This window comes from Kitasatospora cheerisanensis KCTC 2395 (assembly GCF_000696185.1).
GTDB lineage: Bacteria > Actinomycetota > Actinomycetes > Streptomycetales > Streptomycetaceae > Kitasatospora > Kitasatospora cheerisanensis.
Genome location: NZ_KK853997.1, coordinates 1,193,298 through 1,216,016 on the forward strand (window position 1 = coordinate 1,193,298; position 22,719 = coordinate 1,216,016).

Annotated in this window: 19 protein-coding genes and 3 pseudogenes; 11 read left to right on the forward strand and 11 right to left on the reverse strand. The window is 74.7% G+C overall.

Translation table 11 applies throughout. The features are described from left to right. Positions 1–4: 4 nt before the first annotated feature. Complete coding sequence (locus tag KCH_RS05240) at positions 5–1,948, reverse strand: transglycosylase domain-containing protein (protein WP_244305172.1); 1,944 nt, start codon at positions 1,946–1,948, stop codon at positions 5–7. A 337-nt stretch (positions 1,949–2,285) separates the two neighbouring features. On the opposite strand from KCH_RS05240, the gene KCH_RS36850 reads away from it, so the two are divergent. Continuing rightward, positions 2,286–2,813 (forward strand): hypothetical protein, encoded by a 528-nt coding sequence (locus KCH_RS36850; RefSeq protein WP_051652760.1) that lies wholly within the window; start codon positions 2,286–2,288, stop codon positions 2,811–2,813. A 7-nt stretch (positions 2,814–2,820) separates the two neighbouring features. Here KCH_RS36850 and KCH_RS05250 read toward each other — a convergent pair whose 3' ends face one another. Both KCH_RS05250 and KCH_RS05255 read right to left on the reverse strand, forming a co-directional pair. Continuing rightward, positions 2,821–3,834, reverse strand: coding sequence for a LacI family DNA-binding transcriptional regulator (locus KCH_RS05250; RefSeq protein WP_035859519.1), 1,014 nt, complete (start codon positions 3,832–3,834; stop codon positions 2,821–2,823). 107 nt (positions 3,835–3,941) lie between these two features. Then, a complete protein-coding gene (locus KCH_RS05255) occupies positions 3,942–4,568 on the reverse strand; it encodes an SGNH/GDSL hydrolase family protein (protein WP_035859523.1) in 627 nt (208 codons plus the stop codon). 352 nt (positions 4,569–4,920) lie between these two features. On the opposite strand from KCH_RS05255, the pseudogene KCH_RS05260 reads away from it, so the two are divergent. Both KCH_RS05260 and KCH_RS05265 read left to right on the forward strand, forming a co-directional pair. Next, positions 4,921–5,885, forward strand: a pseudogene (locus tag KCH_RS05260) (ROK family protein). Between the two features lie 952 nt (positions 5,886–6,837). Further along, complete coding sequence (locus KCH_RS05265) at positions 6,838–9,150, forward strand: ATP-binding protein (RefSeq protein ID WP_051652761.1); 2,313 nt, start codon at positions 6,838–6,840, stop codon at positions 9,148–9,150. A gap of 37 nt (positions 9,151–9,187) precedes the next feature. On the opposite strand, the gene KCH_RS05270 is transcribed toward KCH_RS05265, so the two are convergent. The 3 genes from KCH_RS05270 to KCH_RS05280 all read right to left on the reverse strand — a co-directional run bounded on the left by KCH_RS05270 (position 9,188) and on the right by KCH_RS05280 (position 11,143). Then, positions 9,188–9,847, reverse strand: a complete 660-nt coding sequence (locus KCH_RS05270) for an NAD(P)H-binding protein (RefSeq protein ID WP_035859526.1) — start codon at positions 9,845–9,847, stop codon at positions 9,188–9,190. A 175-nt stretch (positions 9,848–10,022) separates the two neighbouring features. Further along, positions 10,023–10,418: a winged helix-turn-helix domain-containing protein gene (locus tag KCH_RS05275; RefSeq protein ID WP_084223289.1), complete on the reverse strand. Its 396-nt coding sequence runs from the start codon at positions 10,416–10,418 to the stop codon at positions 10,023–10,025. Further along, positions 10,415–11,143: a hypothetical protein gene (locus KCH_RS05280; RefSeq protein ID WP_035859529.1), complete on the reverse strand. Its 729-nt coding sequence runs from the start codon at positions 11,141–11,143 to the stop codon at positions 10,415–10,417. The genes KCH_RS05275 and KCH_RS05280 overlap by 4 nt, the downstream gene beginning before the upstream one ends. 172 nt (positions 11,144–11,315) lie before the next feature. Between KCH_RS05280 and KCH_RS05285 the strand changes: the two genes are divergently transcribed. From KCH_RS05285 to KCH_RS05300, 4 genes and pseudogenes are all read left to right on the forward strand, one after another. Next, entirely contained in the window at positions 11,316–11,714 is a 399-nt protein-coding gene (locus KCH_RS05285; RefSeq protein ID WP_035859533.1) for a DnaJ family domain-containing protein, read from the forward strand. 54 nt (positions 11,715–11,768) lie between these two features. Further along, positions 11,769–12,254, forward strand: a complete 486-nt coding sequence (locus KCH_RS05290; protein ID WP_035859535.1) for a GNAT family N-acetyltransferase — start codon at positions 11,769–11,771, stop codon at positions 12,252–12,254. A gap of 234 nt (positions 12,255–12,488) precedes the next feature. Further along, positions 12,489–13,633, forward strand: a pseudogene (locus tag KCH_RS05295) (Cmx/CmrA family chloramphenicol efflux MFS transporter). A gap of 116 nt (positions 13,634–13,749) precedes the next feature. Continuing rightward, complete coding sequence (locus KCH_RS05300) at positions 13,750–14,241, forward strand: hypothetical protein (protein ID WP_035859537.1); 492 nt, start codon at positions 13,750–13,752, stop codon at positions 14,239–14,241. 46 nt (positions 14,242–14,287) lie between these two features. Here KCH_RS05300 and KCH_RS05305 read toward each other — a convergent pair whose 3' ends face one another. The 3 genes from KCH_RS05305 to KCH_RS05315 form a co-directional block, all read right to left on the reverse strand. Then, positions 14,288–15,064, reverse strand: coding sequence for an SDR family oxidoreductase (locus tag KCH_RS05305; RefSeq protein WP_035859542.1), 777 nt, complete (start codon positions 15,062–15,064; stop codon positions 14,288–14,290). Continuing rightward, entirely contained in the window at positions 15,061–16,416 is a 1,356-nt protein-coding gene (locus tag KCH_RS05310; RefSeq protein WP_244305174.1) for a cytochrome P450, read from the reverse strand. Before KCH_RS05310 ends, KCH_RS05305 begins: the two co-directional genes overlap by 4 nt. Before the next feature lie 91 nt (positions 16,417–16,507). Continuing rightward, positions 16,508–17,998 carry a hypothetical protein gene (locus KCH_RS05315; protein ID WP_051652763.1) on the reverse strand — a complete coding sequence of 497 codons (1,491 nt, stop codon included), beginning with the start codon at positions 17,996–17,998 and terminating at the stop codon, positions 16,508–16,510. A 222-nt stretch (positions 17,999–18,220) separates the two neighbouring features. Between KCH_RS05315 and thrS the strand changes: the two genes are divergently transcribed. The 4 genes from thrS (at position 18,221) to KCH_RS05335 (ending at position 22,022) form a co-directional block, all read left to right on the forward strand. Next, positions 18,221–19,432: a threonine--tRNA ligase gene (gene thrS / locus KCH_RS05320; protein WP_035859546.1), complete on the forward strand. Its 1,212-nt coding sequence runs from the start codon at positions 18,221–18,223 to the stop codon at positions 19,430–19,432. Between the two features lie 357 nt (positions 19,433–19,789). Continuing rightward, positions 19,790–20,560, forward strand: a complete 771-nt coding sequence (locus KCH_RS36855) for a hypothetical protein (RefSeq protein ID WP_051652764.1) — start codon at positions 19,790–19,792, stop codon at positions 20,558–20,560. A 48-nt stretch (positions 20,561–20,608) separates the two neighbouring features. Then, positions 20,609–21,403, forward strand: coding sequence for a DsbA family protein (locus KCH_RS05330; protein ID WP_035859549.1), 795 nt, complete (start codon positions 20,609–20,611; stop codon positions 21,401–21,403). A 4-nt stretch (positions 21,404–21,407) separates the two neighbouring features. Further along, positions 21,408–22,022 (forward strand): vitamin K epoxide reductase family protein, encoded by a 615-nt coding sequence (locus tag KCH_RS05335; protein WP_035859551.1) that lies wholly within the window; start codon positions 21,408–21,410, stop codon positions 22,020–22,022. Between the two features lie 58 nt (positions 22,023–22,080). Here the strand turns inward: KCH_RS05335 and KCH_RS46455 are convergent, their stop codons facing one another. Together KCH_RS46455 and KCH_RS44035 are read right to left on the reverse strand one after the other, a co-directional pair. Beyond that, positions 22,081–22,506, reverse strand: a complete 426-nt coding sequence (locus KCH_RS46455) for a TetR-like C-terminal domain-containing protein (RefSeq protein ID WP_341865471.1) — start codon at positions 22,504–22,506, stop codon at positions 22,081–22,083. Then, positions 22,491–22,691, reverse strand: a pseudogene (locus KCH_RS44035) (TetR/AcrR family transcriptional regulator); the annotation flags it as partial. The gene KCH_RS46455 and the pseudogene KCH_RS44035, both read right to left, overlap by 16 nt. Positions 22,692–22,719 lie beyond the last annotated feature (28 nt).

Genomic DNA, 22,719 nt, shown 5'->3' on the forward strand with positions numbered 1-22,719 from the left:
GACTTCACCCTGCCGCCTTCATGTAGGCGGCCCAGATCGCGGCGGGCAGGGCGGAGTCGGGGGTGGCCGGATCGGCGCCGGCCACCCCGGTCAGCGGGAGCAGGTCCAGGTTCTTCGGGTCCATCCGGAAGACCGTGACGGAGGTGCTGACGGCGCCCCGGTAGCCGACGAACCAGCCGGCGGTGCGGGCCTGGTTGACGCCGGTCTTCCCGGCCGCGTCGGGGACGGCCTGTCCGACGGCCCTCCCGGTGCCCTCCTTGACGGCGCCGCGCAGCGCGCCGTCGACGTTGGCGGCCACGGCCTCCCCGGCGGCCCGGACGGCGGCGGGCCGCTGCACGGGGACGTCGGTGCCGTTGCGGCTGACCCGGGTGACGGAGTACGGGTCGGTGCGCATGCCCTTGCCGCCGCCGAACGCCGTGTAGGCGTCGGCCAGCCGGATCGCGCTCGGGGTGGAGTTGCCCAAGGAGAAGGCGGGGACGAGGTCGCCGATGCTCTCCGGCAGCAGGCCGAAGCCGAGCGCGCTGCGCCGGACGTTGTCCAGGCCGACGTCCATGCCGAGTTGCTGCATCGGGCCGTTGACGGACTGTTCGATCGCGGTCCGCAGGCTGATCGGCCCCCAGCTCCGGCCTCCGTCGTTGGCGGCCTTCGCCTTCTTGCCGTCCCGCCCCCAGTACGGTCCTTCGGGGGTCTGGAGGTCGACGCCGTTGTCCCCGTTGTAGCTGGTGGACGGCTGGACGGGGGTGCGCTTGCCCTGGCGTTCGCGCTGCACGCCCTGGTCCAGGCCGGCCGCGTACACCAGCGGGGTGAACGCCGAACCGGCGGGCACGTTCACGGTGTTGGCGTTGTTGAAGCCCTGTTTCAGGTAGTCGGGTCCGCCGTAGACGGCGAGGATGCGGCCGTCCACGGCGACCGAGGACGCGCCGAGGTGGACGTTCTGGTCGGCGGGCCGGTGCTCGGGGTCGAGGGTCTTCGCGGCGTCCTGGACGGCCTGGGTCAGCGCGGTCTGCCGGGGCTTCTCGAAGGTGGTGTAGATCTGGTAGCCGCCCAGGTCGAACTGGGCCGGCGAGATGTCGGCGTGGCTCTGCGCGTAGCTCCGCGCCAGGTCGACCAGGTAGCCGGTCTGCCCGCTCAGGCCGGCCTGCTGCGGCGGGGCCTGCGGCTCCGGGAAGACGGTGTAGCGGGCGCGATCGGTGGCGGACAGCTTCCCGATCTCGACCATCCGGTCCAGGATCCACGACCACCTTTCCACCGCGCGGGCCCGGTTCTCCGCGCCGAGCGCCGGGTCGTACAGCGAGGCCCCCTTGAGCACCGCGGCGAGGAACGCCCCTTCGCTCGGGTCGAGTTGGGACACGTCCTTGCCGTAGTAAGCCTGCGCGGCGCGCTCGATGCCGTAGCTGCCGCGGCCGAACCAGCTGATGTTCAGGTAGCCGCTGAGGATCTCGTTCTTGCCGACCTGCCGGTCCAGCTTGAGCGCGATGAACGCCTCGTCGATCTTGCGGCCGAAGCTCCGGTGCTGGTTCAGGTAGGCGTTCTTCACGTACTGCTGGGTGATGGTCGAGCCGCCCTGGGTGTCGCCGCCCGAGCCCATCTGGTAGACCGCGCGGCCGATGCCCTTCACCGAGATGCCCGGGTCCGAGTAGAAGGTGGCGTTCTCGGCCGCGAGCACCGCCCACCGGACGTGCTCGGGCACCTGGTCCAGCGGCACGTCCTGCCGGTTGACCAGGCCGGTGCGGGCCATCTCGGTGCCGTCGGCCCAGTAGAAGACGTTGTTCTGCTGGGTGGCGAAGGAGTTGAGGTCCTTCGGGATGTCCGTCGCCGCGTACATCGCCAGGCCCGCGGCGACCAGCACGCCGAGCCCTCCGGTGGCCAGCAGCACCAGTTGACGCCACGACGGGATCCAGCGGCGTAACCCGCGGCGGCCGCTGCGCGGGTAGTCCGGGCGCAGCACGGACAGCCGGCGCTTCCCCTCCGGGCGCGGTCTCCTTCCGCCCGTCCGGGCGGGCCACCGCCTCGTGCGCCCCGCCGGCCGGTCCGCTGCTTCTTCCCCGGCCGCGTTGCCCGGTCGGTCCGCTGCTTCTTCCCCGACCGCGTTGCTCGGCTCGTCGGACACCATGCGTTCCCCGATCTGCTCGACTGGCAAATCTCTCCCGCAGACTCTCGACGTGTTGAACTCGGCGCGCGTATCACCCCAAGCGGTGTGATCATCAACACGCCGCCTTCCGGGAACCTCTGGTAGCGTCGCGCTCTTCGCCGTCCGCGGCGGCGGAGTACCCCTGGCAGGAGCCGTGACGACCGCTCAGCAGCGCCTCCACCACGCCTTGGACGCCCTCGACCGTGCCGGTACCGCCCGCCCCGGCCCACCGGTGCACGGCTGCGAACACTGCTGGACCGCCGAGGAGTTCACCCTGCTGGCCGGGCCGCCGGCGCTGCTTCCGGACCGGCTGCTGCAGTCGGCGGCCGCGAAGAGCGCCGACCTCTGGGACGACTTCCCGGCCCTGTACCGGCGGCTCACGCCGGTCGTCCTGCGCAAGCTGACGACCGGTCGGTCCCTCGTGGAGGGCTGGGTGGTCGCCACCCGGCTGCGCACCTGGGCCGACACCGCGACCCCGACCACCGACCGGCACCTCGCCGACGCCGCGGACGGGTGGGTGTACGAGGGCGCTCTCGCCGAGCTGAGGTTCGGTCTGCACGGCGAACTCGAGGTCGGGGCCGAGCTGACGGAATGGCTGTTCGCCCTCCCGGTGGAGCGGATCGGCGCGGATCGTCAGCAGACCCTTGTGTACGTCAACTCCCTCTCCACCACGACCTTGTGATGGGCTGTCAGGGCGAGACTTCGCCCGAGCCGCGGACGATCAGCGTGGTCGGCAGCTCCAGCCGCGCCGGCGCTCCGGCGTCTCCGGCCAGGCGGGCGAACAGGCGCTGCGCGGCGAGGGCGCCGAGGGCGGCCGGGTTCTGCGCGACCACGGTGAGGGCGGGGGTGAGCAGGTCGGCGAGTTCCAGGTCGTCGAAGCCGACCACCGCCGGGCGGCGGTCGGCCGGGAGGTGGTGCAGGGCGGCCAGCGTGACGCGGTTGTTGGCGGTGAACAGCGCGGTGACGGCGTCCGGTCCGGTGGTGAGGCGGCGCACCGCCTCACCGACCCTGGCCCGGCCGGTGGGGCCGCGGTCCACCCACCGCTCGTCGACGGGGAGTCCGGCCTCGGCCATCGCGGTGCGGTAGCCGCGTTCGCGTTCGACGGCGGTGTGGATGCCCGGCAGGTCGCCGACGAAGCCGATCCGGCGGTGGCCGTGGGCGATCAGGTGCGCCACGCCCGCGCGGGCGCCGCCCGCGTTGTCGCTGAGCACCACGTCCGCGTCGATGCCGCCGGCGGGCCGGTCCAGGAACACCACGGGCGTGCCGGAGGCGATCTCCGGCAGCAGGTAGCGGTGGTCGTCGCCGGCCGGCACGACGATCAGCCCGTCCACCCGGCGGGCGCAGAAGGCGAGCGCCAACTCCCGCTCGCGGTCCGCCTGTTCGCCGCTCGATCCGGTGAACAGCAGGCAGTCCTGGGCCGCCGCGACCTGCTCGACGGCCCGGGACACCGCGGACGAGAACGGGTCGCTGATGTCCTCCAGCACCAGCGCGACGCTGGCCGTCCGCCCGGTCCGCAGCAGCCGCGCGCTGTCGTTGCGCCGGAACCCGAGCGCCTCGATCGCCGCCCGCACCCGCCCGGCCGTCTCGGGCGTCACCCCGCTCTCCTCGTTGACCACCCGGGAGACGGTCTTCAGCCCGACCCCGGCCGCCGCGGCGACGTCCTTCATGGTCGGTCGGGCACCGGTACGGAGGCTGCTGGTCATGGCAGGGAGAATAGTGCGGGTACTCCCGGCCCCTCCCGCCCGGGCCGCGGCCCGGCCCGTCCGACGCTCCGCCCGGCGCTGCGACCGACGCTCCGCCCGGCGCTCCGTCAGCCGCCCACGGCGTCGTCCACCAGGCGCAGCCACGCCTCGGCGAGCAGGCGGTGGCCGAGGGCGGTGGGGTGGACCCCGTCGGCGGCGATCAGGGTCGGGCGGCCGGCGGCGCGGGCGGCCTGGTTGAGCAGTCCGTCGGCGGCCAGCAGCAGGGCGTCGTGCTCGGCGGCGAGGCGGCGCACGGCATGGATCCGCGGGTCGAGGTCGCCGCGCCAGGTCCACTGCTCGGGCGTGACCGGGACCAGGAACGGCTCGATCAGCACCAGCCGGGGCGCGCAGTGCCCGTGCAGCCGGGCGAGCAGCCCCCGGTACTCCTCCTCCCACACCTCGACGGGACTGTGCGGACCGCCCTCGTAGTAGTGCCAGGTGTCGTTCACGCCGATCAACACCGTGAGCAGCGCGGGACGGTGGGCGAGGGTGTCGGCCTCCCAGCGGTCCCGCAGGTCGCCGATCCGGTTCCCGGCGACGCCCCGGTTGAGCACCGTCAGGTCGGGTCGGCGGGAGCGCAGCGCGGTGGCGGCGAGGGCGGCGAAGCCGTGGCCGAGATCGGCGGGGCACGTGCGGTCGCGTGCGGCGTCGGTGATGCTGTCGCCCTGGAACAGGACGATGGCCTCGGGCTGCATGCGCTCTCTCCTCGCGGGGCGGGCCGGCGGTCGATCGGTCCGCCGGTCGGTCGTGCGGTCAGTCGGCCTCTCGGCTGTGCGGTCTTTCGACCGTGCGGCCGGTCGGCAGGCGGTGCGGCCCGTCAGCAGGCGGACCGTGGTGGCGGCGTGGCCCGCCGACCGGTCGACTACCCGTCCCGGAGGCGTTGACACCGCGCCGGGCCGGTTCCGACCGGAACTGCCGCTGAGCTGGGCGGGGCGTGTCGGGCCCTGCTGGACAACGTTGTCAAAGCGGGCAAGAATCACAGGACCGATCCGACGGCGCCCTGCCACGCACCACGGCGCTCCCCGTCCCACCTGCGGAGACGTCACGATGAACCAGCACCGGGCCGACCCCGACGGAGCGCTCCTCGCCGCCCTGGACATCGGCGGCACCAAGATCGCCGGCGGCCTGGTCGACACCCGCGGCACCCTGCTGCACCGCCTCCAGGTCCCCACCCCGGCGGACGGCGACCGGCACGAACTGATGGCCGCCGTACGGGGCGTGCTCGACGAACTGTCCCAACTGCCGGACTGGCACCGGGTCCGCGCCCTCGGCATCGGCAGCGCCGGACCGGTCGACATCGCCGCCGGCACCGTCAGCCCCGTCAACCTGCCCGGCTGGCGCGAGTTTCCGCTCTGCGCGGAGACCGCCGCGCACCCGGCCGTCCGCGGCCTGCCGATCGTCCTCGGCGGGGACGCGGTCGCCATGACCGCCGCCGAACACTGGCTCGGCGCGGCCCGCCCCTACCGCAACGCGCTGTGCCTGGTGGTCTCCACCGGCGTCGGCGCGGGCCTCGTCCTGGACGGCCGCCTGCACACCGGCACCACCGGCAACGCCGGCCATCTCGGCCACATCAGCGTCGACTTCGAGGGCCGCCCCTGCCCGTGCGGCTCCCGCGGCTGCGTCGAAGGCCTCGCCTCCGGCACGGCCATCGCCCGCACCGCCGCCGAGAGCGGCTGGCGCCCCGGCCCCGACGGCGACACCACCGCCGCGGCCGTCGCCCGCGCCGCGAAGTCCGGCGACCCGCTCGCCCTCGCCGCCTTCGACCGCGCCGCGCGCGCCCTGGCGGCGGGCATCGCCGCCACCGCCACCCTCGTCGAACTCGACGTCGCCGTGATCGGCGGCGGCGTCGCCACCGCGGGCGAGATCCTCTTCACCCCCCTCGCCCGCCACCTCTCCTCCTACGCCACCCTCCCCTTCACCCGCCACCTCACCCTCACCCGGCCCACCTCGCCACCAACGCCGGCCTCGTCGGCGCCGCCGCCCTCGCCCGACCGACCCTGCCCACCCCCTGACAGCGAACCCCACCACCACCGCCACCAACTCGCCCCCGGCCACGGCCCCTTCGACCACCGAAAGCCCGCCCCCGACCCGCCTCGTCAGCGCCTGACGGCGAGCAGTCGGCGCTTCCGGCAGCAACTGGCCGCCGGCAACCGCCAGTTCGGCCGGCCAGGGCTGCCGCTGCTACGCGTCACCCGCTGCCCCGGCTGCGTCCGGGCCCACCTTCGCTCCATCTCTCGCCCGCGCAACGGCAACCGCCTGGCCGCCAGCACCGACTTGCCCTCGGCACAGGCCTCTTCGACCACCCGCGGCTACGCGCCACCGCCTGCGCTCGGACCCACCCTGCACACAAGCTGCGGGCCGCATCCCCTTCACCGTCCCACCCTCGCCCCGCTCGTCTCGCCCCCACCGCCTCCGTCGCTCGACAGTGACCGGCGCCTGTCGGCAAGTGCCCACCACCTCCGGCACCAACTGGCCCTCGCAACAAGGTCGTTCCACCGGCAGCCACGGCCCCGTGTCCCGCCCCGGCGATCGCCCGGCACACCCGCCGCGCGCGACAGGCCCACGGCCCCTTCGACGGTCAGGACTGCCGCAGCGGCACGTCGCCTCACACCGGCCCGCTGATCCGCCCCACCCGCAGCGCGCTCGTCACCATCGCTGCTGTCGCCTGTCCGGGACCCGCCCCTCCGGCCGGCAACGGCTCTCGCGTCACCGCCCCGCACCCAAGGCCGCCCGCCTCGCACATCGGCCCCGCGTTCCGCAACTCTTGCCGTGAATCCGTCATTTGACGGCATCTCGGCGTGGTGGCGCGACTAGCCTGGCCGCCCAGGGGTCGTTCGAGGGCGATCCCGGCTCTCGGCGTTCCCCCGGACGACCGCACGGACCCGCACCTTCCGCAGCAGCGGCCGCCGACCGCGGCCTGCCCGAAACACCGACCGTCTCGCTCGCGGTCGGGAAGGCAGCACGATGACCGAACAGCCAACGCCGTCCGCCCCTGAGAATCGGGAAGCCCGGGACTACCGCGTCGACATCGGCGGCGACGCCCACCGCAGCGTGGTCGTCGGTGACCACAACCTGCTGGTCGATGCGCAGCACGGCTCCTCCGTGACTCTGCTGGTCCAGGGCCGGCGGCCGACTCCCACCCGGCGGGAGCAGATCTCGTTGCTGCCGCGCCGCCTGCCCGAGCCGATCGGCCGGTCCGCCGAACTCACCGCGCTGGAACGGGCGGTGCGGGACGGAGGCCTGGTGCAGCTGTTCGGCCCGCCCGGCATCGGCACCAGCGCGCTGCTCCGGCACGCCGCGCACCGCCTGCCGTCCGGTCGGCACGGCGTGGTCTATCTCAACGCGGCCGGCCGCGAACCCGCCGACCTCGCCCAGGAGATCTTCGAGGCCTGCTACGACTCCGCGGGGTACGCGCCGTCGGAGACCGAGCTGCGCCGTCTGATGACCGGCGTCCGCGCCACCGTCTACGTCGACAACGCCGATCTCGGCCGTGAGCAGCTGACCGCGCTCGCCGACACCGCCCGGGACGCCACCTTCGTGTTCGCCGGGCATCACCGCTCGCTCACCAGCGGCGACGGTACGGCACTCGAACTCACCGGCCTGGACCGGGAGTCCGCGGACCTGCTGCTCACCCGTGAACTCGACCGCCCGATCGGCGCCGACGAGCGGAGCACCGCCGAGGACCTGTGGCGGACCGCCCAGGGCAGCCCGCTGCATCTGCTCCGGGCGGCCGGCCTGGCCCGCTCCGACCGGTCCGGCAGCCGGCTGCCCCGCCCCGGCGGGATCGCCGAGCTGCTGCCGCCGCTGGTCGCCGGTCTCGACGAGCCCGCCACCGCCGTGCTGCACCTGCTGGCAACGCTGGACGGCGCGGACCTGACGCCCCGCCACCTCGATGTGATCACCGGCCGGACGGACACCGCCGCCGCGTGCGAACGGCTCACCCGGCTCGGCCTGTTGCTCGCCGAGGACGACGGCTTCCGCTGCGTGCCGGACGCCGCGCAGGTCGCCCTCGACCGGGCCGGCGGCCTGTACTCCCTCGACCTGATCTGCGAGCACTTCACCGAGTGGATCGCCCGTCCGGCCACCACGCCGGCCGAAGTCGCCCGTCACAGCGCGGCGTTGGAGCGGGTCGCCGCTCTCGCCGAGGCCACCGATCGTCCCGAGCTGGCCGTCGCCGTGGCCCGGGCCGCGTCGCCCGCGATGGCCGGGTCGCTCCGTTTCGGCGCCTGGGGGCGCCTGCTCGGCCACGGCTGGAACGCCGCCCAGCAGACCGAGGACCGGCAGGCCGAGGCCTACTTCACCCATGAGGAGGGCATCCGCAGCTTGCTGACGGGCCGTCGGGTGATGGCGGGCGTCCTGCTCGGGCAGGCCGTCCTGCTCTGGCAGCGGCTCGGCGACACCCACGCGGCCTCCGCCGCGCTGAACGCCCAGCACTACGCCCCGGCCGCCGTCCAGCCGCTCGCCGCACCGGCGGCGCCCGCGGCCCCGCACCTCGCGCTGCCGACCCCGACGCCGGACCCGGCCACCGCCGCGCACACCGTCTCCACCCACATGAGCGGCCTCGCCCCGGCCCCGCACACCGGAACCGCAGCGCTCCCGCACCAGGCCGCGAGCGCCGCCCACCACGCCGCCACCCCGATCGCCCACACCGGCCAGGCCGCGCACGCCGGCACCACCCACGCCGCAACCACCCACGCCACCACCACCCACGCCACGACGGCCCACGCCACCACCGCGCACACGGCGACCCACACGGCATCCCACACTGCGGCCCATACGGCGGCCCACACCGCCGCGCACACGGCCGGTGCGGGCGCGGCCACCGGCGCGGCCGGGACGGCCACGGCCGCGGCGGGGCTCTCCGGGGCGAAGGTGCTCCTGGTACTGGCCGTCCTGGTCGGCGGCGGGTACCTCGCCAGGGAGGCCCTGCCCGAGCTGCTCCACGACCTGTTCGCCAAGTCCCCGGACAGCATCGCCGGGACGTGGTCCACGCCCGCCGGGGCCGCCGTCGTCGACTCCTCCGGTTCCGGTTTCACCATCACCGACTGCGGCACCCCGATCCGGATCACCGGCAGCGGCAGCAGCTACCGGGCCACCTTCCCGGTGCACAACACGAAGTACGGCTCGTGCGGCCCGGCGATCGGCAACAGCACGCTGAGCCTGGAGCTCTCCGCCGACTTCCGCACCGTCCGAGCGACGGCCTCCACCCCGGTCGGCGGTGACGCGGGCAGCTTCGAGTGCTCGGTCTGCGGCACCTGGACCCGCATCGACCAGTGACGACCTCCGGCCGTCCGCCCGGGCGGCGCGCGTCGGGTCAGCCGACGAGCGCCGCCAGGGCGGCGGTCAACTCCGTGTCGCCGCCGATCAGTTCCAGTGTCATCCCGGCCGTCCTCGGCTCGTCGAGCAGTCCGAGGAGGGCCGCCGCCACGTCGTCCCGCGGGATCTCCCCGCGGCCGGTGGACTCGGCGATCCGCACCCGGCCGGTGCCCGGGTCGTTCGTCAGGCTTCCCGGGCGCAGGATCGTCCAGTCGAGGCCGGGGCGGGCGCGCACGTCGTCGTCCGCCGCGGCCTTGGCCCGCAGGTAGGTGGCGAAGACCGGGTCCGTGCCCTCCGGCGGCCGGCTGGACGCGCCCATGCTGGAGACCACCAGGAAGCGCCGCACGCCCGCGGCCTCGGCGGCGTCCGCGAACAGCACGCAGGCCGCGTGGTCGACGCTGTCCTTCCGGGCCGCCCCGCTGCCCGGTCCCGCCCCGGCCGCGAACACGGCCGCGTCGGCGCCCTCCAGGTGCCGGGCGACGTCGGCGACCGTCGCCGACTCCAGGTCGCACAGGACGGGCTCGGCCCCCGCCGCCAGCAGGGCGCCGGCCTGGTCCGGCTTGCGGATGATGCCCGCGACCTCGTCCCCCCGTGCGCTCAGCAGCCGTTCGAGCCGCAACGCGATCTGACCATGACCACCAGCGATGACAATGCGCATGCCCCGACCGTATGCGCCACCGCCCGCCGCTCCCCGGACAACACGTCCTCCCCCGGCCGTTCGAGTGAGCCACCCGCGCCACGCCAGCCGGTCGCTGACGGCCCGTCGGGTGCGTCGCCGCAGGCATCGTGCCGCGCTTGCGCGCTCCGCACCCGAGATCCGCAGGGCGACCGCCTCAGGAGGCCGGGGCCGGGCCTTCCTGCTCGAACTCATGGATGAGGCGCTTGAGTTGGGCGACCTCCGCACGGAGGGCGCGGTCGCCGTCGGGGGTGAGGGTGAGCCAGGTGCGGGCACGGCGGCCCTCGTAGCCCTTCTCGACGGCGATCAGGCCGGCCTTCTCCAGCACGGTGAGGTGCTGGCTGAGGTTGCCGGCGGTGAGGCCGAGGGCGGTGCGCAGGAAGCCGAACTCGACCCGGCGGGCCTGATGGGCGACGGTGAGGATGCCGAGCCGCACGCGCTGGTGGACCACGTCGTCCAGCGCGGTGACGGGGTGCTGTGCAGTGGCGGGGTGCTGTGCAGTGACGGGGTGCTGTGCGGTGACGGGGTGCTGTGCGGGCTGATCGTTCGTCACGCGGCGCGTCCCCGGGTGCGTTCGGCCAGCGCGAAGCCGAGCGCGCCGAGCAGCAGGACCGCGCCGGGGAGGGCGTACTGCGGCAGGAACGCCCAGGGCGAGGTGATCGCGATCCCGGCCCAGCCGGTGCCGGGGGGCAGCAGTTCGACGGCCAGGTACAGCACGGCGAGCAGCAGCAGCGCGCGGCTGCGTTCCACCCGGGCCAGCACCAGGAGCGGGAGTCCGACGGCGAGCGCTCCGCCCGTCAGCCGCGCGACGAACCGCGTCGCCGGGGAGGCGGGGTCGAGGTGGAGGCCCCAGAGGTCGAGCGGTTCGCCGGGCTGCGGCATCCCGTGCCGGGTGACCCACAGCGAGGTGGCGGCGACCACCGCGAGCAGGGCGATTCCGGTGAGGACGTAGGGCCGGACGGCCGTGCCGACGCCCCGGCGCCGGGCGCGGCGGACGTAGAACACCGCCGTCGCCAGGTAGGCGAGCCCGAGGCCGATCGGCCAGTAGAGCGGGGAGCCCTGCCTGACCAGGGTGCAGCCGCCGGGGTCGGGGCACGGGACGGTGAGCATCCGGTAGGTGAGGCGGCTGACCAGGATCCCGCCGAGCGTGAGCGCGCCGAGCAGTAGCAGCGGGAACCAGGTGCCGCGCTGGGCGGCACGCACCTTGCGGGTCAACTCGCCCAGTCCGGCGAGGACTTCGTGCGGGGTGCCGTTCGCGGGCACGGAGGCGTCTGTCATGCCGTCAGGTTTGCACAGCAAACCAGTTGCGGCAAGAGACCGTTGCCCCATCTCGGCCCCGCGGTCGGCGAGTTGGCCGGTGACGTAGGCTCGTGGGTACAGCCGTCCGTGCGCGGAACGACTACGGAAGGCCTGCGAACGGACCGCGGAAGGACCACGGGAGGAGCACGCCATGACCGACCGCAAACCCCCGGGCGTCAGCTTCGAGAGCTGGGTCGACCGGCAGATCCGGGAGGCCACCGAGCGCGGCGCGTTCGACGACCTGCCGGGCGCGGGGAAGCCGCTCGCGCACGAGAACCGGCCCTACCACGAGATGTGGTGGATCCGGGAGAAGCTCGAACGCGAGGGGCTGAGCTTCCTGCCGCCCTCACTCGTGCTGCGCAACGAACTGCACGAGGCGCTCGACGCCGCCCGCCTCGCGCCCACCGAGGCGCTGCTGCGCACCCGGCTCGCCGAGGTCAACTCCCGCATCGAGGCCGCCCTGCGCCGCCCGATCGAGGGCCCGCCGCTCGGAGTCGCGCCGGTCGACATCGAGGCCGCCGTCACCGAGTGGCACCGCAAGCAAGCCTGACGCCTCGTCAATAACCCCTGGCAGGAGCACGGTTGCGCGGACGATGATGAACGGATGGACGACGCGAAGACCGTACGGCTACGCCGGATGACACCCGCCGAGTACCGGGCTTCGACCGAGCGCCGCGAGGCGGAGATGGCACGCGAGCTCGCCGCGTTCCTGCCGGAGGACCTGGCACTGGAGCGGGCCCGGCAGGGTTCCGCCCAGTTCCTGCCGAACGGGGCCGACACCGCCGGCCACCACCTGATGGCCGCGGAGGACGCCGACGGCCGAGTGGTCGGCGAGGCCTGGATCGGGCCGGACCCGCGCCAGGCCCTCACCGGCGGCAACTCGGCCTGGCTGTACGACCTCTACGTGTCGCCGGAGGTCCGTCGCCGCGGCTACGGCTCGGCCGTCCTCCGGGCCGCCGAGGCCCTCACCGCCCGCGAGGGCTGGACGGCCCTCGGCCTGAACGTATTCGGCGGCAACGAGGCGGCCATCGCGCTCTACCGCGCGAGCGGCTACCGGGTGGCGGCGATGTCGCTGCACAAGGAGATCTGACGGGCCGTCGCGGAAATGCGGGCGACCGGGCGGGCGGAGTCCGGTAGCGTGCGGAGCGTGGTGAGCCCCGAGTCGGACGAGGTGGGGGTCTTCGGCCCCGCCGTCGGCCCCTGAACACCTGAGTCCGCCCTTCTCTGCCGCACCGCCCCGTCGCGGGCCGTGCGGTGCCGGTGCGTGCCCTCCTGGTGTCGAGACGGCTGTCCGTTTCCGCTCCTCACCCCGGAGTTCCGTGCGATGCCTCTCGCTCTGTACCTGCTCGCCCTGGCCGTGTTCGCCATGGGCACCTCGGAGTTCATGCTGTCCGGCCTGCTGCCGGACCTCGCCGCCGACCTGGACGTGCCGGTCGGCACGGCCGGCCTGCTGACCTCGGCGTTCGCGGTCGGCATGGTCGCCGGGGCGCCACCGATGGCGGCGCTGGCCCGCCGGTGGCCGCGCCGGTCGGGCCTGCTGGCGTTCCTCCTCCTGTTCGCGGCGGCCCACGTGGCGGGCGCCACGACCGGCTCGTTCCCCCTGCTGTGCGCCTCCCGGGTGGTGGCGGCATTCGCCAATGCCGGGTTCCTGGCGCTGGCGGTGACGGCCGCGGCGGAGCTGGTCGCGCCGGACCGGCGGGGCGCGCGGTCGGTGTGCTGCTGTCGGGGACGACGGCGGCCACCGTGGCGGGCGTCCCGGCGGGGGCGCTGCTCGGTCAACTGCTGGGCTGGCGGGCCTCGTTCTGGGCGGTGGCGGTGCTGTGCGCACCGGCGGCCGTCGGAGTGCTGCTGGGCGTGCCGGGCGGGCGCGGGTCGGAGGGCGGCCGTCCGGCGCTGCGGGCCGAGCTCGCCGAACTGGGTCGGCCCCGGCTGCTGCGGGTGCTGCTGCTGGGCGCCCTGGTGAACGCGGGGACGTTCGCCGCGTTCACCTTCCTCGCCCCGGTGGTGACCGGCCCGGCCGGGCTCGGGCGGGGCTGGGTACCGCCGGTGCTGGTGCTGTTCGGCGCCGGCACGATGCTGGGCGTGGCCGTCGCCGGACGCCTCGCGGACCGGCATCCGGGCCGACTGCTCGCCGTGGCGGGCCCGTTGCTGCCGCTCGGCTGGACGGCGCTGGCCGCGTTCGCGAGCCGTCCGGCGGCGCTGCTCGTGCTGGTGCCGCTGCTCGGCGCACTGTCCTTCGCGGTCGGCGGCACCCTGATCACCCGCGCCCTGGCCACCGCGACGGGCGCACCCACCATGGCCGGCGCGTACGCCACCGCGGCACTCAACCTGGGCGCCGCCACCGGCCCGCTGCTCGCCGCCGCCACCCTCCCCTCCCCCACGGGCCCGCTGCGCGCGGCCGCCGCGCTCACGGTGGCCGCCGTGCTGCTCGGGCTGCTGCCCCGGGCAGGGGCACCGGCCAAGGGCTGAGCGTCGCCGCCGGTCAGCGGGCTCACCACCGTCCGGCTGAACCTTCTGATTTCGTTTCAGCCGGGGGAGCCCGTTGCCGCCACTGAGCAGCCGCCAGCCTCGGTGGCGGACGGCCTGTGCTCGGCGTCGGCTTCGGCTTCGGCTTCGGCGCACTGCCGGCCGTCGCCCTGCCGGCGGAGTTCTCGGATCTGGCCCGAGTGACGGAGGATCAGGGCCTGACGCGCCTCCGGACCGAGTACGTACCGCAGAACGCCAAGCGGTACGTTCCACGCAGCATCGAGGGGGCGGGGTACAGGCAGCCGGGCGCGACCGGTCTCGCCGGGGCGCAGCTGCTGGCGGTGGCGGTGAACGGCCCCGTGCCGGATGCCGCACAGGCCGCCACCCGGCTGCTCGGCGGCTGGTCCCCGGGCGGGGCGGCCACCCTCGCCGACGGCACCGGCGTGACGGGCCTGCGCACCTTCGACCCGGGTCCGCTCAGCGGGACGCTCGCCTCTGCCACGCTCGATGTCGCCGACCCCGGCCTCCCGGCCTGCGCACGGGCGGACGGCTCCACCCGGGGCAGCCTGACGGACGGCACCGAGACCCTCACCCTGGACGAACTGGCGTAACGCACTCGGGAGTTGCGCGCACGGTCCGAGAGCCGGAGCCAGCCGCCTACTGGAATCCGCCGCTGCTGTGCAGGAGTTGGCCGTTGATCCACTGACCGTCCGGGGAGCAGAGGAAGTCGATCAGGCGGGCGGCGTCCTGCGGGGTGCCGAGGCGGGCGAGCGGCGTGTGGGCGAGCACTTCGGCGCGGACGGCGTCGTCCATCCAGCCGGTGTCGGTGGGGCCGGGGTCGACGGCGTTGGCGGTGATGCCGAGGTGGGCGAGTTCCCGGGCGGCGGCCAGGGTGATCCGGTCCAGCGCGCCCTTGCTGGCGCCGTACGGGAGGTTGCCGACGGTGTGGCCGCTGGTCAGGGCGACGATCCGGCCGGTGCCGAACGCGCCGGTGAAGCGCAGCGCGAACTCCCGGATCAGCAGCCAGCTCGCCCGGGTGTTGACGGCGAAGTGCCGGTCGAAGCTGTCCACGCTGGTGTCGAGCAGGCCGGAGTCGACGGATTCGGCATGGCTCATCACCAGCGCGGTGACGGGGCCGAGTTCGGCGGTCACTCGGTCGAACAGCCGGGCGGGCGTCGCCGGGTCGGTGAGGTCGGCGGGCAGCGCGAGCTGCCGGGCGCCGCGGGCGCGGATCGCCGCGCCGACGGCCTCGACGTCGCCTTCCTGCACGCCCCAGGGCATCCGGGCGTCGTAGGGCGTCCAGTGGGTGTGGGCGATGTCCCACCCGGAGGCGGCGAGTCGTTCGGCGACGGCGGCGCCGATGCCGGCCGTCCGGCCGACCCCGGTGACCAGGGCGAGCGGACGGGCGGCCGGGGCGTGCGGTTCAGGCTTCATCGGCACCGATCCTGACCACCCGTCACCGCCTCGCGCAATCGGATATCCGCGCCACCGGCCCGCGGCTCGCGCGAACGGACGTCAGCCCTCGTGCAGCACGGCCCGGACCGGGCCGTCGGGTGCACGGTCAACCGGTAGCCGGCCTCCGCGGGCTGCTCCCGGATCTCCGGCCGGAACGCGGGGAGCACCTCCTCCAGCAGCAGCGTCATCTCGCGGACGGCGAACTGCGCGCCGATGCAGGCGCGCGGACCGAGCCCGAACGGGAAGTAGGTGCCGGGCGCGGGGCGCCGCTCGGCGGCCAGGAAGCGCTGCGGGCGGAAGGTCTCCGGATCGGCCCACAGCGCCGGGTCACGGTGCGTCAGGTACGGGCAGAGCAGCACCGTCGCCCCGGCGGGGACGGGCACGCCGCCGACGGTGTCGGCCTCGGCGGCGTGCCGGGGCATCAGCCAGGCGACGGGGTACAGCCGGAGCGTCTCGTCGATCAGCGCGCGGATCGCGGCGGCCCGTTCGGCGGAGCCGGCCGGGCCGGCGGCCAGCGCCCAGGCGCGCTGCTCGGGGTGGGCGTCCAGCAGCAGGAACAGCCAGCCGAGGGTGGTCGCGGTGGTCTCGTAGCCGGCCACCATCAGGGTGAGCAGCTCGTCGCGGACCAACTTCTCGTCGTACTCGGGCAGTTCGCGGGCCGCCCGGAGCAGCACCCCGATCAGGGTGGGTTCCTCGGCCTGCCGGGCGAGCGCGATGGCGTGCTCGGCGGCCGTGTCGGCATCGGCGACGGCCCGGCTGAAGTCTGCGGTGGTCTCGCCGGTGGCGGGGGCGAACGCGGGGATCGCGGCCAGGCTGTCGCCGGCGGCGACCAGCCGGCGGTAGGTCGGCTCGTCCAGGGCCTGGGCGGTGAGCGAGCGCCAGATCACGTCCAGCGAGAAGAACCGCAGGTCGGCGTCGATCTCGCGGGCCTCGCCGTGGTCGGCGGCCGTCCGCCACCGCTCGGCGAAGGCCGCGACCGCGGCCCGCAGCTGCGGCTCGTAGGTGCGGATCCCGCGGACGGTGAACTGCGGCTGGAGCAGCTTGCGTTGACGCCGCCACGGCTCGCCGGCGGCGCACAGCAGGCCGTCGCCGAGCAGCACCTTCGCCCGGTGGCCGTGCTTGACGTACGTGTCGGGGTTCCGGGCCAGCACGCGCTGGACCTCCTCCGGCCCGGTGACCAGCACCACCTGCCGCTCGCCGAGCCGGAACCCGGCGACCGGGCCGAGCCGCTGAGCGGCCGTCAGCAGGTCGACCAGCCGCCCGCCGCCGGCCCGCCAGCGGACCAGCTCCTCGGCGTCGAGTTCCGGAAGGGTGCTGTCCGCTGCCGTCACCACTGCGATCTCCCCTGCTGCGCTCGCCTGCCCGATCGGACGGCGCCCAGCCTAACGGAGAGTGCGCACCCGACGGCGGTCGGCGATCGGCTCAGCGCGGGACGCCCAGCCGGTCCAGCAGCGCGTGCAACTGATCGCCCGTCAGGTGGGGGCTGGCGGCAGCCCCTTCGCGCAGGTCGGGGTCGGCGTCCGGGTCGGCGAGCAGGTCGTGGACGGTAGTGGCGGGGGTGCGGGGGTTGGCAGCGGCGGCGCGCCGGACGTCCGGGGCGGGGTCGGCCCGCAGTGCGGCCAGGTCGCCGTCGAACTCCGGCTCGGCGGCGACGAGTTCGCGTACTTCGGGGTCCTCGTGGGCGGCCAGCGCGGCGGGCAGTCCGCGGGTCGGGAAAGCGGCTCGCAGGCGCAGCCGACGGCGGTGGCGCGGGCGGGCGAGGTGGGCTTCCAGGAGCAGGGCGGGCGGCGCGTCGGGGTGGTGCAGGGCGAGCAGCAGCCGGACCTCGCGGTCCTCGTCCGCGGCCAGGCGGCGGACCGTCGGGGCGTCGAGTTCGCGGCAGGTGGCGGCGGCGCGGCGCAGCAGCGGGTGCGGGGAGCGGGCGCAGGCGTGGTACCAGTCGAGGCCGGGGTGGTCGACGGGTTCGCGGCCGACCCAGGGGCTGTCGCTGGGTTCGCTGCCGTCGACACCGTTGAGTGCGGCGGTGCGGGCGGGGTGACGCGGGGCGGGTTCGGCGCCGGCGCGGTGGCGGACGCACGGTTCGGGGTCGGCGGCGAGCAGGGCGGCGACGTCGGGGGTGAGGTCGCTGCGGTGGGCGAGGCGGTGGCGCCCCTCGTGGTCGGGGTGGGAGGCGAGGCGGCGGACGGCGTCGGGGTGGAGGTGCGGGTTGCCGGCGAGGTACCTGGCCCAGTCGGCGAGGCCGGCGTCGAACAGGTCGGACGGAATCCGGCGGATGCCGTGGAGGTGGGCGCGGTCGCGGTCGGAGCCGGCGGCGGCGAGTTCCTCGGCAGTGAGGGTGGCGGGAGTGAGGGTGTGACGGGCGGCGGCGCGGACGTCCGGATCGGGGTCGTCGAGCAGCGCGGCGCGTCGTCCTTCGTCGAGGGCGGTGATGAACGTGCAGGCCCAGCGGCGCAGTTCGGGTTCGCGGTGGGTGGCCATCCGGCGCCGGAAGCCGCCGGTGACGCCGCCGTGGAGCCCGTGGAGCACCTCGCCGAGGATCTCGTTGGCGCCGAGGAGTCCGCCGGTGCGGCGGCCGGCGCCGAGCAGGACCAGTTCGAGGGCGGCGTCGGGCAGCGGGTGCGGGCGCTCGGCGACGAGCGGGCCGGCCACGGTCTTGACGGCGACGAGGTCGTCGGGGTCGGCGGCCAGCCGCAGGCAGTGCGCGTCGCTCAGCCACGGGTTGGAGGCGATCGCCCGTCGCACGCCCGGGTCGGGGCTGTTCAGCGCCGCGTCGACGAACGCGTCCGGGAACGGCCGCTGTGCGAACACCCGCCAGGCGGGCCGGGCTTCGGGGGCGAGCAGGCGGCGCAGCACGGCGGCGGGCGCGCCGGGGTTGGCCGCGAGTCCGCGCAGCAGCGGCTCGGTGGTGGTCACCGGCCCATGGTGGCACGCGGGTTGGCGCGTAATTGCGGTGCGGCGGGGCGGCGGCGCTGTTACCGTGGGGGGCATGAAGCGCGCTGCGATGCTGACGACGACGCCGGAGAGTGTCCCGGCGCGCTGACTGCTGTTCTGATTCAAGCCCCGGGCCGAGCGCCCGGGGCTTTCGCGTGTCTGCGGCCAGTGGCGGCTCGTCCCCCTTCCGGTGAGGAGACCGCCGTGTTCGACCATCGCAGACTGGGCCGCGAGCTGGGCCTGTTCGACACCGATCCGCTGATCGGCGCGGGCCTGCCGTACTGGCTGCCGGACGGCGCCGTGGTGCGGCAGAGCCTGGAGGACTTCGTCCGCACCCTGGAGCGGCGGGCGGGCTACCGGCACGTGTACTCGCCGGTGCTGGGCAAACGCGAGCTGTACGAGCGCTCGGGGCACTGGGCGCACTACCGGGAGGACATGTTCCCGCCGCTGTCGATGGGCGGGGAGCAGCTGGTCCTGCGCCCCAGCCTGTGCCCGCACCATGCGCTGATGTTCCGCTCCCGCTCCCGCAGCTACCGCGAACTTCCGCTGCGGATGGCCGAGTTGGGCGGCATGTACCGCTCGGAGCGGTCGGGGGTTCTGGGCGGGCTGACCAGGGTGCGGGCGATCCAGCTGAACGACGCGCACATCTTCTGCACCCTCGACCAGGTCGCCGAGGAGGCGCGCGGCGCACTGGAGTTGATCGCGGCGGCGTACCGGGCGATGGGCATCGTCCCGTCCCGCTACCGGCTGTCACTGCCGGGCCCGGGCGGCAAGTACGTGGCCCGCCCGGAGTTGTGGGAGCGGGCGACCGCGCTGCTGGTGCGGGTGCTGGACGAGCTGGGCGTGCCGTACGAGGAGGGCGTCGGCGAGGCGGCGTTCTACGGGCCGAAGATCGACGTGCAGGTGGTGGACGCGGCGGGCCGCGAGTCGACCCTGTCGACCGTGCAGGTCGACTTCCACCAGCCCGAGCAGTTCGACCTGCATTACATCGGGCCGGACGGGGCGCGGCACCGGCCGGTGATGGTGCACCGGTCGATCGTCGGCAGCGTGGAGCGGGCGGTGGCGCACCTGATCGAGCGGCACGGCGGGGCGTTCCCGGCCTGGCTGGCGCCGGTGCAGTTGGCGGTGCTGCCGCTCGGCGAGGAGCAGGACGGCGCGGCGCGGGAGCTGGCGGCCCGCTGCCTGGAGCTGGACCTGCGGGCCGAGGTACTGGGCGCGGAGCGCGGCTCACTGGGCGCGCGCGTCCGGGAGGCCCGGCTCGCCCCCTACCAAGTGGTGCTCGGCCCCCGCGAGATCGCCGACGGCGCGCTCGCGGTGCGACTGCGCGACGGCCGCCGACTCGCCCCACTGCCGACCGGCGAGGTACTGGAACGGATCCACGCGAACGTACGCGCGCACGCAGTCGACCTGTGGTGACCCCACCCCCACCGGACCGGGGATATGGCACGGCCCACGGCACGGACACGACAGGCCCCACGCCCCCCGACCGGGACGCTGCCGGCGCGGGCCCCATCCCGTCGACCTGCTGCGGTCGCCGCTCATCCCCCGTCGTGAACTCCCGTCCGCCCGACCCAGGGTGTGGCGCGGGCCACAGCGGGTGCGTGACAAGTCCCACGCCGCGTTCGCCGCCGGGTGGGCGGGCTGCCGGCCCGGCGGCGCTCCACTGCGGGCCGAAGTCCCCTTTATCCAGGGCTTATCCGCAGGTGGGACGGGCCGGGCGGGGGCCGGGCGGCCCTCGTGCCCGGGACCTTCGGCGTGACATACTCCGGAGCCATGACCGGCATTCACGCGACCAGGGCCCTGCGGGGCGCGGTGTTCACCGCGCTCGCGGTGCCGCTTGCCGCGTTCGGCCAGGTGGTCATCACCGGCCGTGCCCTGCCGCTCACCCTGGTCGCCGCGGCCTGCGTCGCGGTGTTCCTGCTCGCGGTCCTGCTGGACGGCGCTCGCCGCCGCTTCCTGCTGCTGTCCGCCGTCCTCGTACCGGTGGAACTGCTGCTGAACACCGCGTTCAACCTCGGCCAGGACGCCTGTTCCCGGCCCGTCCACGGCGTCGACCTGCTGGTCTGCGGCGGCGACCGGGTCAGCGGCTCCGAGCTCTTCGCGCAGTGGACGCACAACTCGGCGGGCACGCTGCGCCTGCTGGTGCTCGGCGTGCACCTGGCGGTGGCGCTGATCGCCGCGGCCTGGCTGCGGCTGGCCGACGCCGCGCTCGAAAGCGTCGGCGAGGCGCTGCGCACCATGGCCCGGGCGCTGCCCGGCCGTTGGCGTGCCCTGCTGCTGGCCGCCCGTCCGGGCTGCCCGGCGGCGCTGCTGCCGTCGGCGGGCACCGAGCCCGCCCGCGCCGCCCGCAGGACGCCGTCCACTCCCCCGCCCCGCGTCGCGGACCGCCGCAGCCGGCCTTCGCCTGCTGACGGCCCGTCACTCCGCTCGACGCGCGTATCGCGGCCGTCTCCGGGCACCCCGCGCTGCCCACTCCCTTTCTTCATCGACCCCGCATCCCGCCGGGCCGCCCGCCGCCGTTCCCGTCCAGGTGAGTCCACCTGACGGGTGCCGCGCCGCGCTGGCCGCCGGGTGCAGAGGAGACGGATCACCATGCCCAGCACCCACAAGTCCGCCAAGACCGTCACCGCCCGCGAGCGCCTGAAGCAGGCCCAGCAGGCGGAGGCGCTGCGCGCCAAGCGCCGCCGCGCGATCACCATCGGCGTGTCGGTCGTCGCGGCCGTCGCCGTGATCGCGGGCGGCGCCACGCTCGCCGTGAACGCCTCGAAGGACTCCGATTCCGGCAGCTCCACGGTGGCGATCCCGGCCAACACCAGCGGCCCCGACAACACCGTGATCGTGTACGGCAAGGCGGACGCGCCGCACACCCTGGCCGTGTACGAGGACTTCCGCTGCCCGGTCTGCGAGTCCTTCGAGACCGCGGCCGGCCCGACCGTGAAGGAACTCGCCGACCAGGGCCAGTACAAGATCGAGTACCACCTGGCCGCGTTCCTCGACAACAACCTCGGCGGCAAGGGTTCGAAGACCGCGCTGGCCGCGGCGGGCGCCGCGCTCAACGAGGGCGTCGACAAGTTCAAGCAGTTCCACGACGTGCTGTACGCGAACCAGCCCGCCGAGAGCGAGGACGGCTTCGGCGACGTCAACCACATCCTCGAACTCGCCGATCAGGTCCCGGGCCTGAAGACCGAGGCGTTCACCAAGGCGGTCACCGAGGGCACCTACAAGGGCTGGGCGAACAAGGTCGCCACCGCGTTCAACAAGAGCGGCGTCTCCGGCACCCCGACCGTCAAGCTGGACGGTCAGACCCTCAACGTGATCGGGCAGAACGGCAAGGCCCTCACCGGCGAGCAGTTCGGCGCGCTGGTCAAGCAGACGATCGGCGGGTGACGCGATGACCACGGCCCGCACCACACCGAGCGCCCCCGTCGGGGCGAGTCGCGGCCTGTCCTGGCTGATCCTGCTGAGCGGACTGATCGGCCTGGCCGCGTCCGCGCAGCTCACCCTGGACAAGATCCGGCTGATCGAGAACCCGGCCTACCAGCCGAACTGCAACATCAACCCGATCATCAGCTGCGGCTCGATCATGCGCACCGACCAGGCCGAGGCGTTCGGGTTCCCCAACCCGATCATCGGACTGGCCGCGTTCGGAGCCCTCGCCGCGATCGGCGCGGGCCTCCTCGCCGGCGCCTCCTACCGCCGCTGGCTCTGGCTCTCCCTCCAGGGCGGCGCCCTCCTCGGCCTCGGCTTCGTCGCCTGGCTGATCGACCAGGCGCTGTACGAGATCGGCGCGCTCTGCCCCTACTGCATGGTCGTGTGGGCCGTGGTCATCACCCTCTTCTGGTCCACCACCGTCCACAACCTCCGCACCGGCGTCCTCCCCGCCCCCGCTTCCGTCCGTCGCCTCGCCGCCCTCCCCCACCAATGGCTGGTCCCGGTCGCGGGCTTCCTGGTGATCGCCCTGCTGATCCTCACCCGCTTCTGGTACTACTGGTCGACCCTGCTCTGATCCGCTTCCCTCTCTCGTCAGGGCCGGCCCGTTCGTTCGGGTCGGCCCTGACGGGGTTTCAGGGGAGGCGGGGCGGGGAGTCCAGGGCGGCCGTCACCAGGGCGCGGACCGTGCGGTCGTCCACCCCGCCGGAGAGGACCACGCCGCGGAAGAGCATCAGGCCGGCCCACAGGTCGAGCAGGGTGAGCACGTCGGTGTCGGGCGGGAGGACGCCGCGGGTGACGGCGCGGCGCAGGACGGTCGCGGAGCGGTCGCGGCGGGGCTCGACCAGCTCGGTGCGCAGCCGGAGGGCGAGTTCGGGTCGGTGGCGGCGTCCGAGATCAGCGCGGGCAGGATCGCCCGCACCTGCGGGGCTCCGTACAGGCCCGCCAACGCCCGGGCGACGGCGAGGATTTCGCGCGGGCTGTCGTCGAGGTCGTCCACCGGGATGTCCGGCAACCGGGTGCGGACGGCGTCCAGCGCGAGTGCCGCCTTGTGCGGCCAGGACCGGTAGACGGTGGCCTTGCCGACGCCCGCCTCCTGCGCGATCCCGCCGACCGTCGCCTTCGCGTAGCCGACCCGGGACAGCACCCGCAGCGTGGTGGCGAGGATCCGCTCGCGGGCCGCCAAGTCCCGGACCGGCGCGCCCTGTTCGTCCGTGACCGGGGTCAGGGTCCGCTTCTCCCCCATGGTGTTCTCCTCCGTGCGTGTCGGTCGG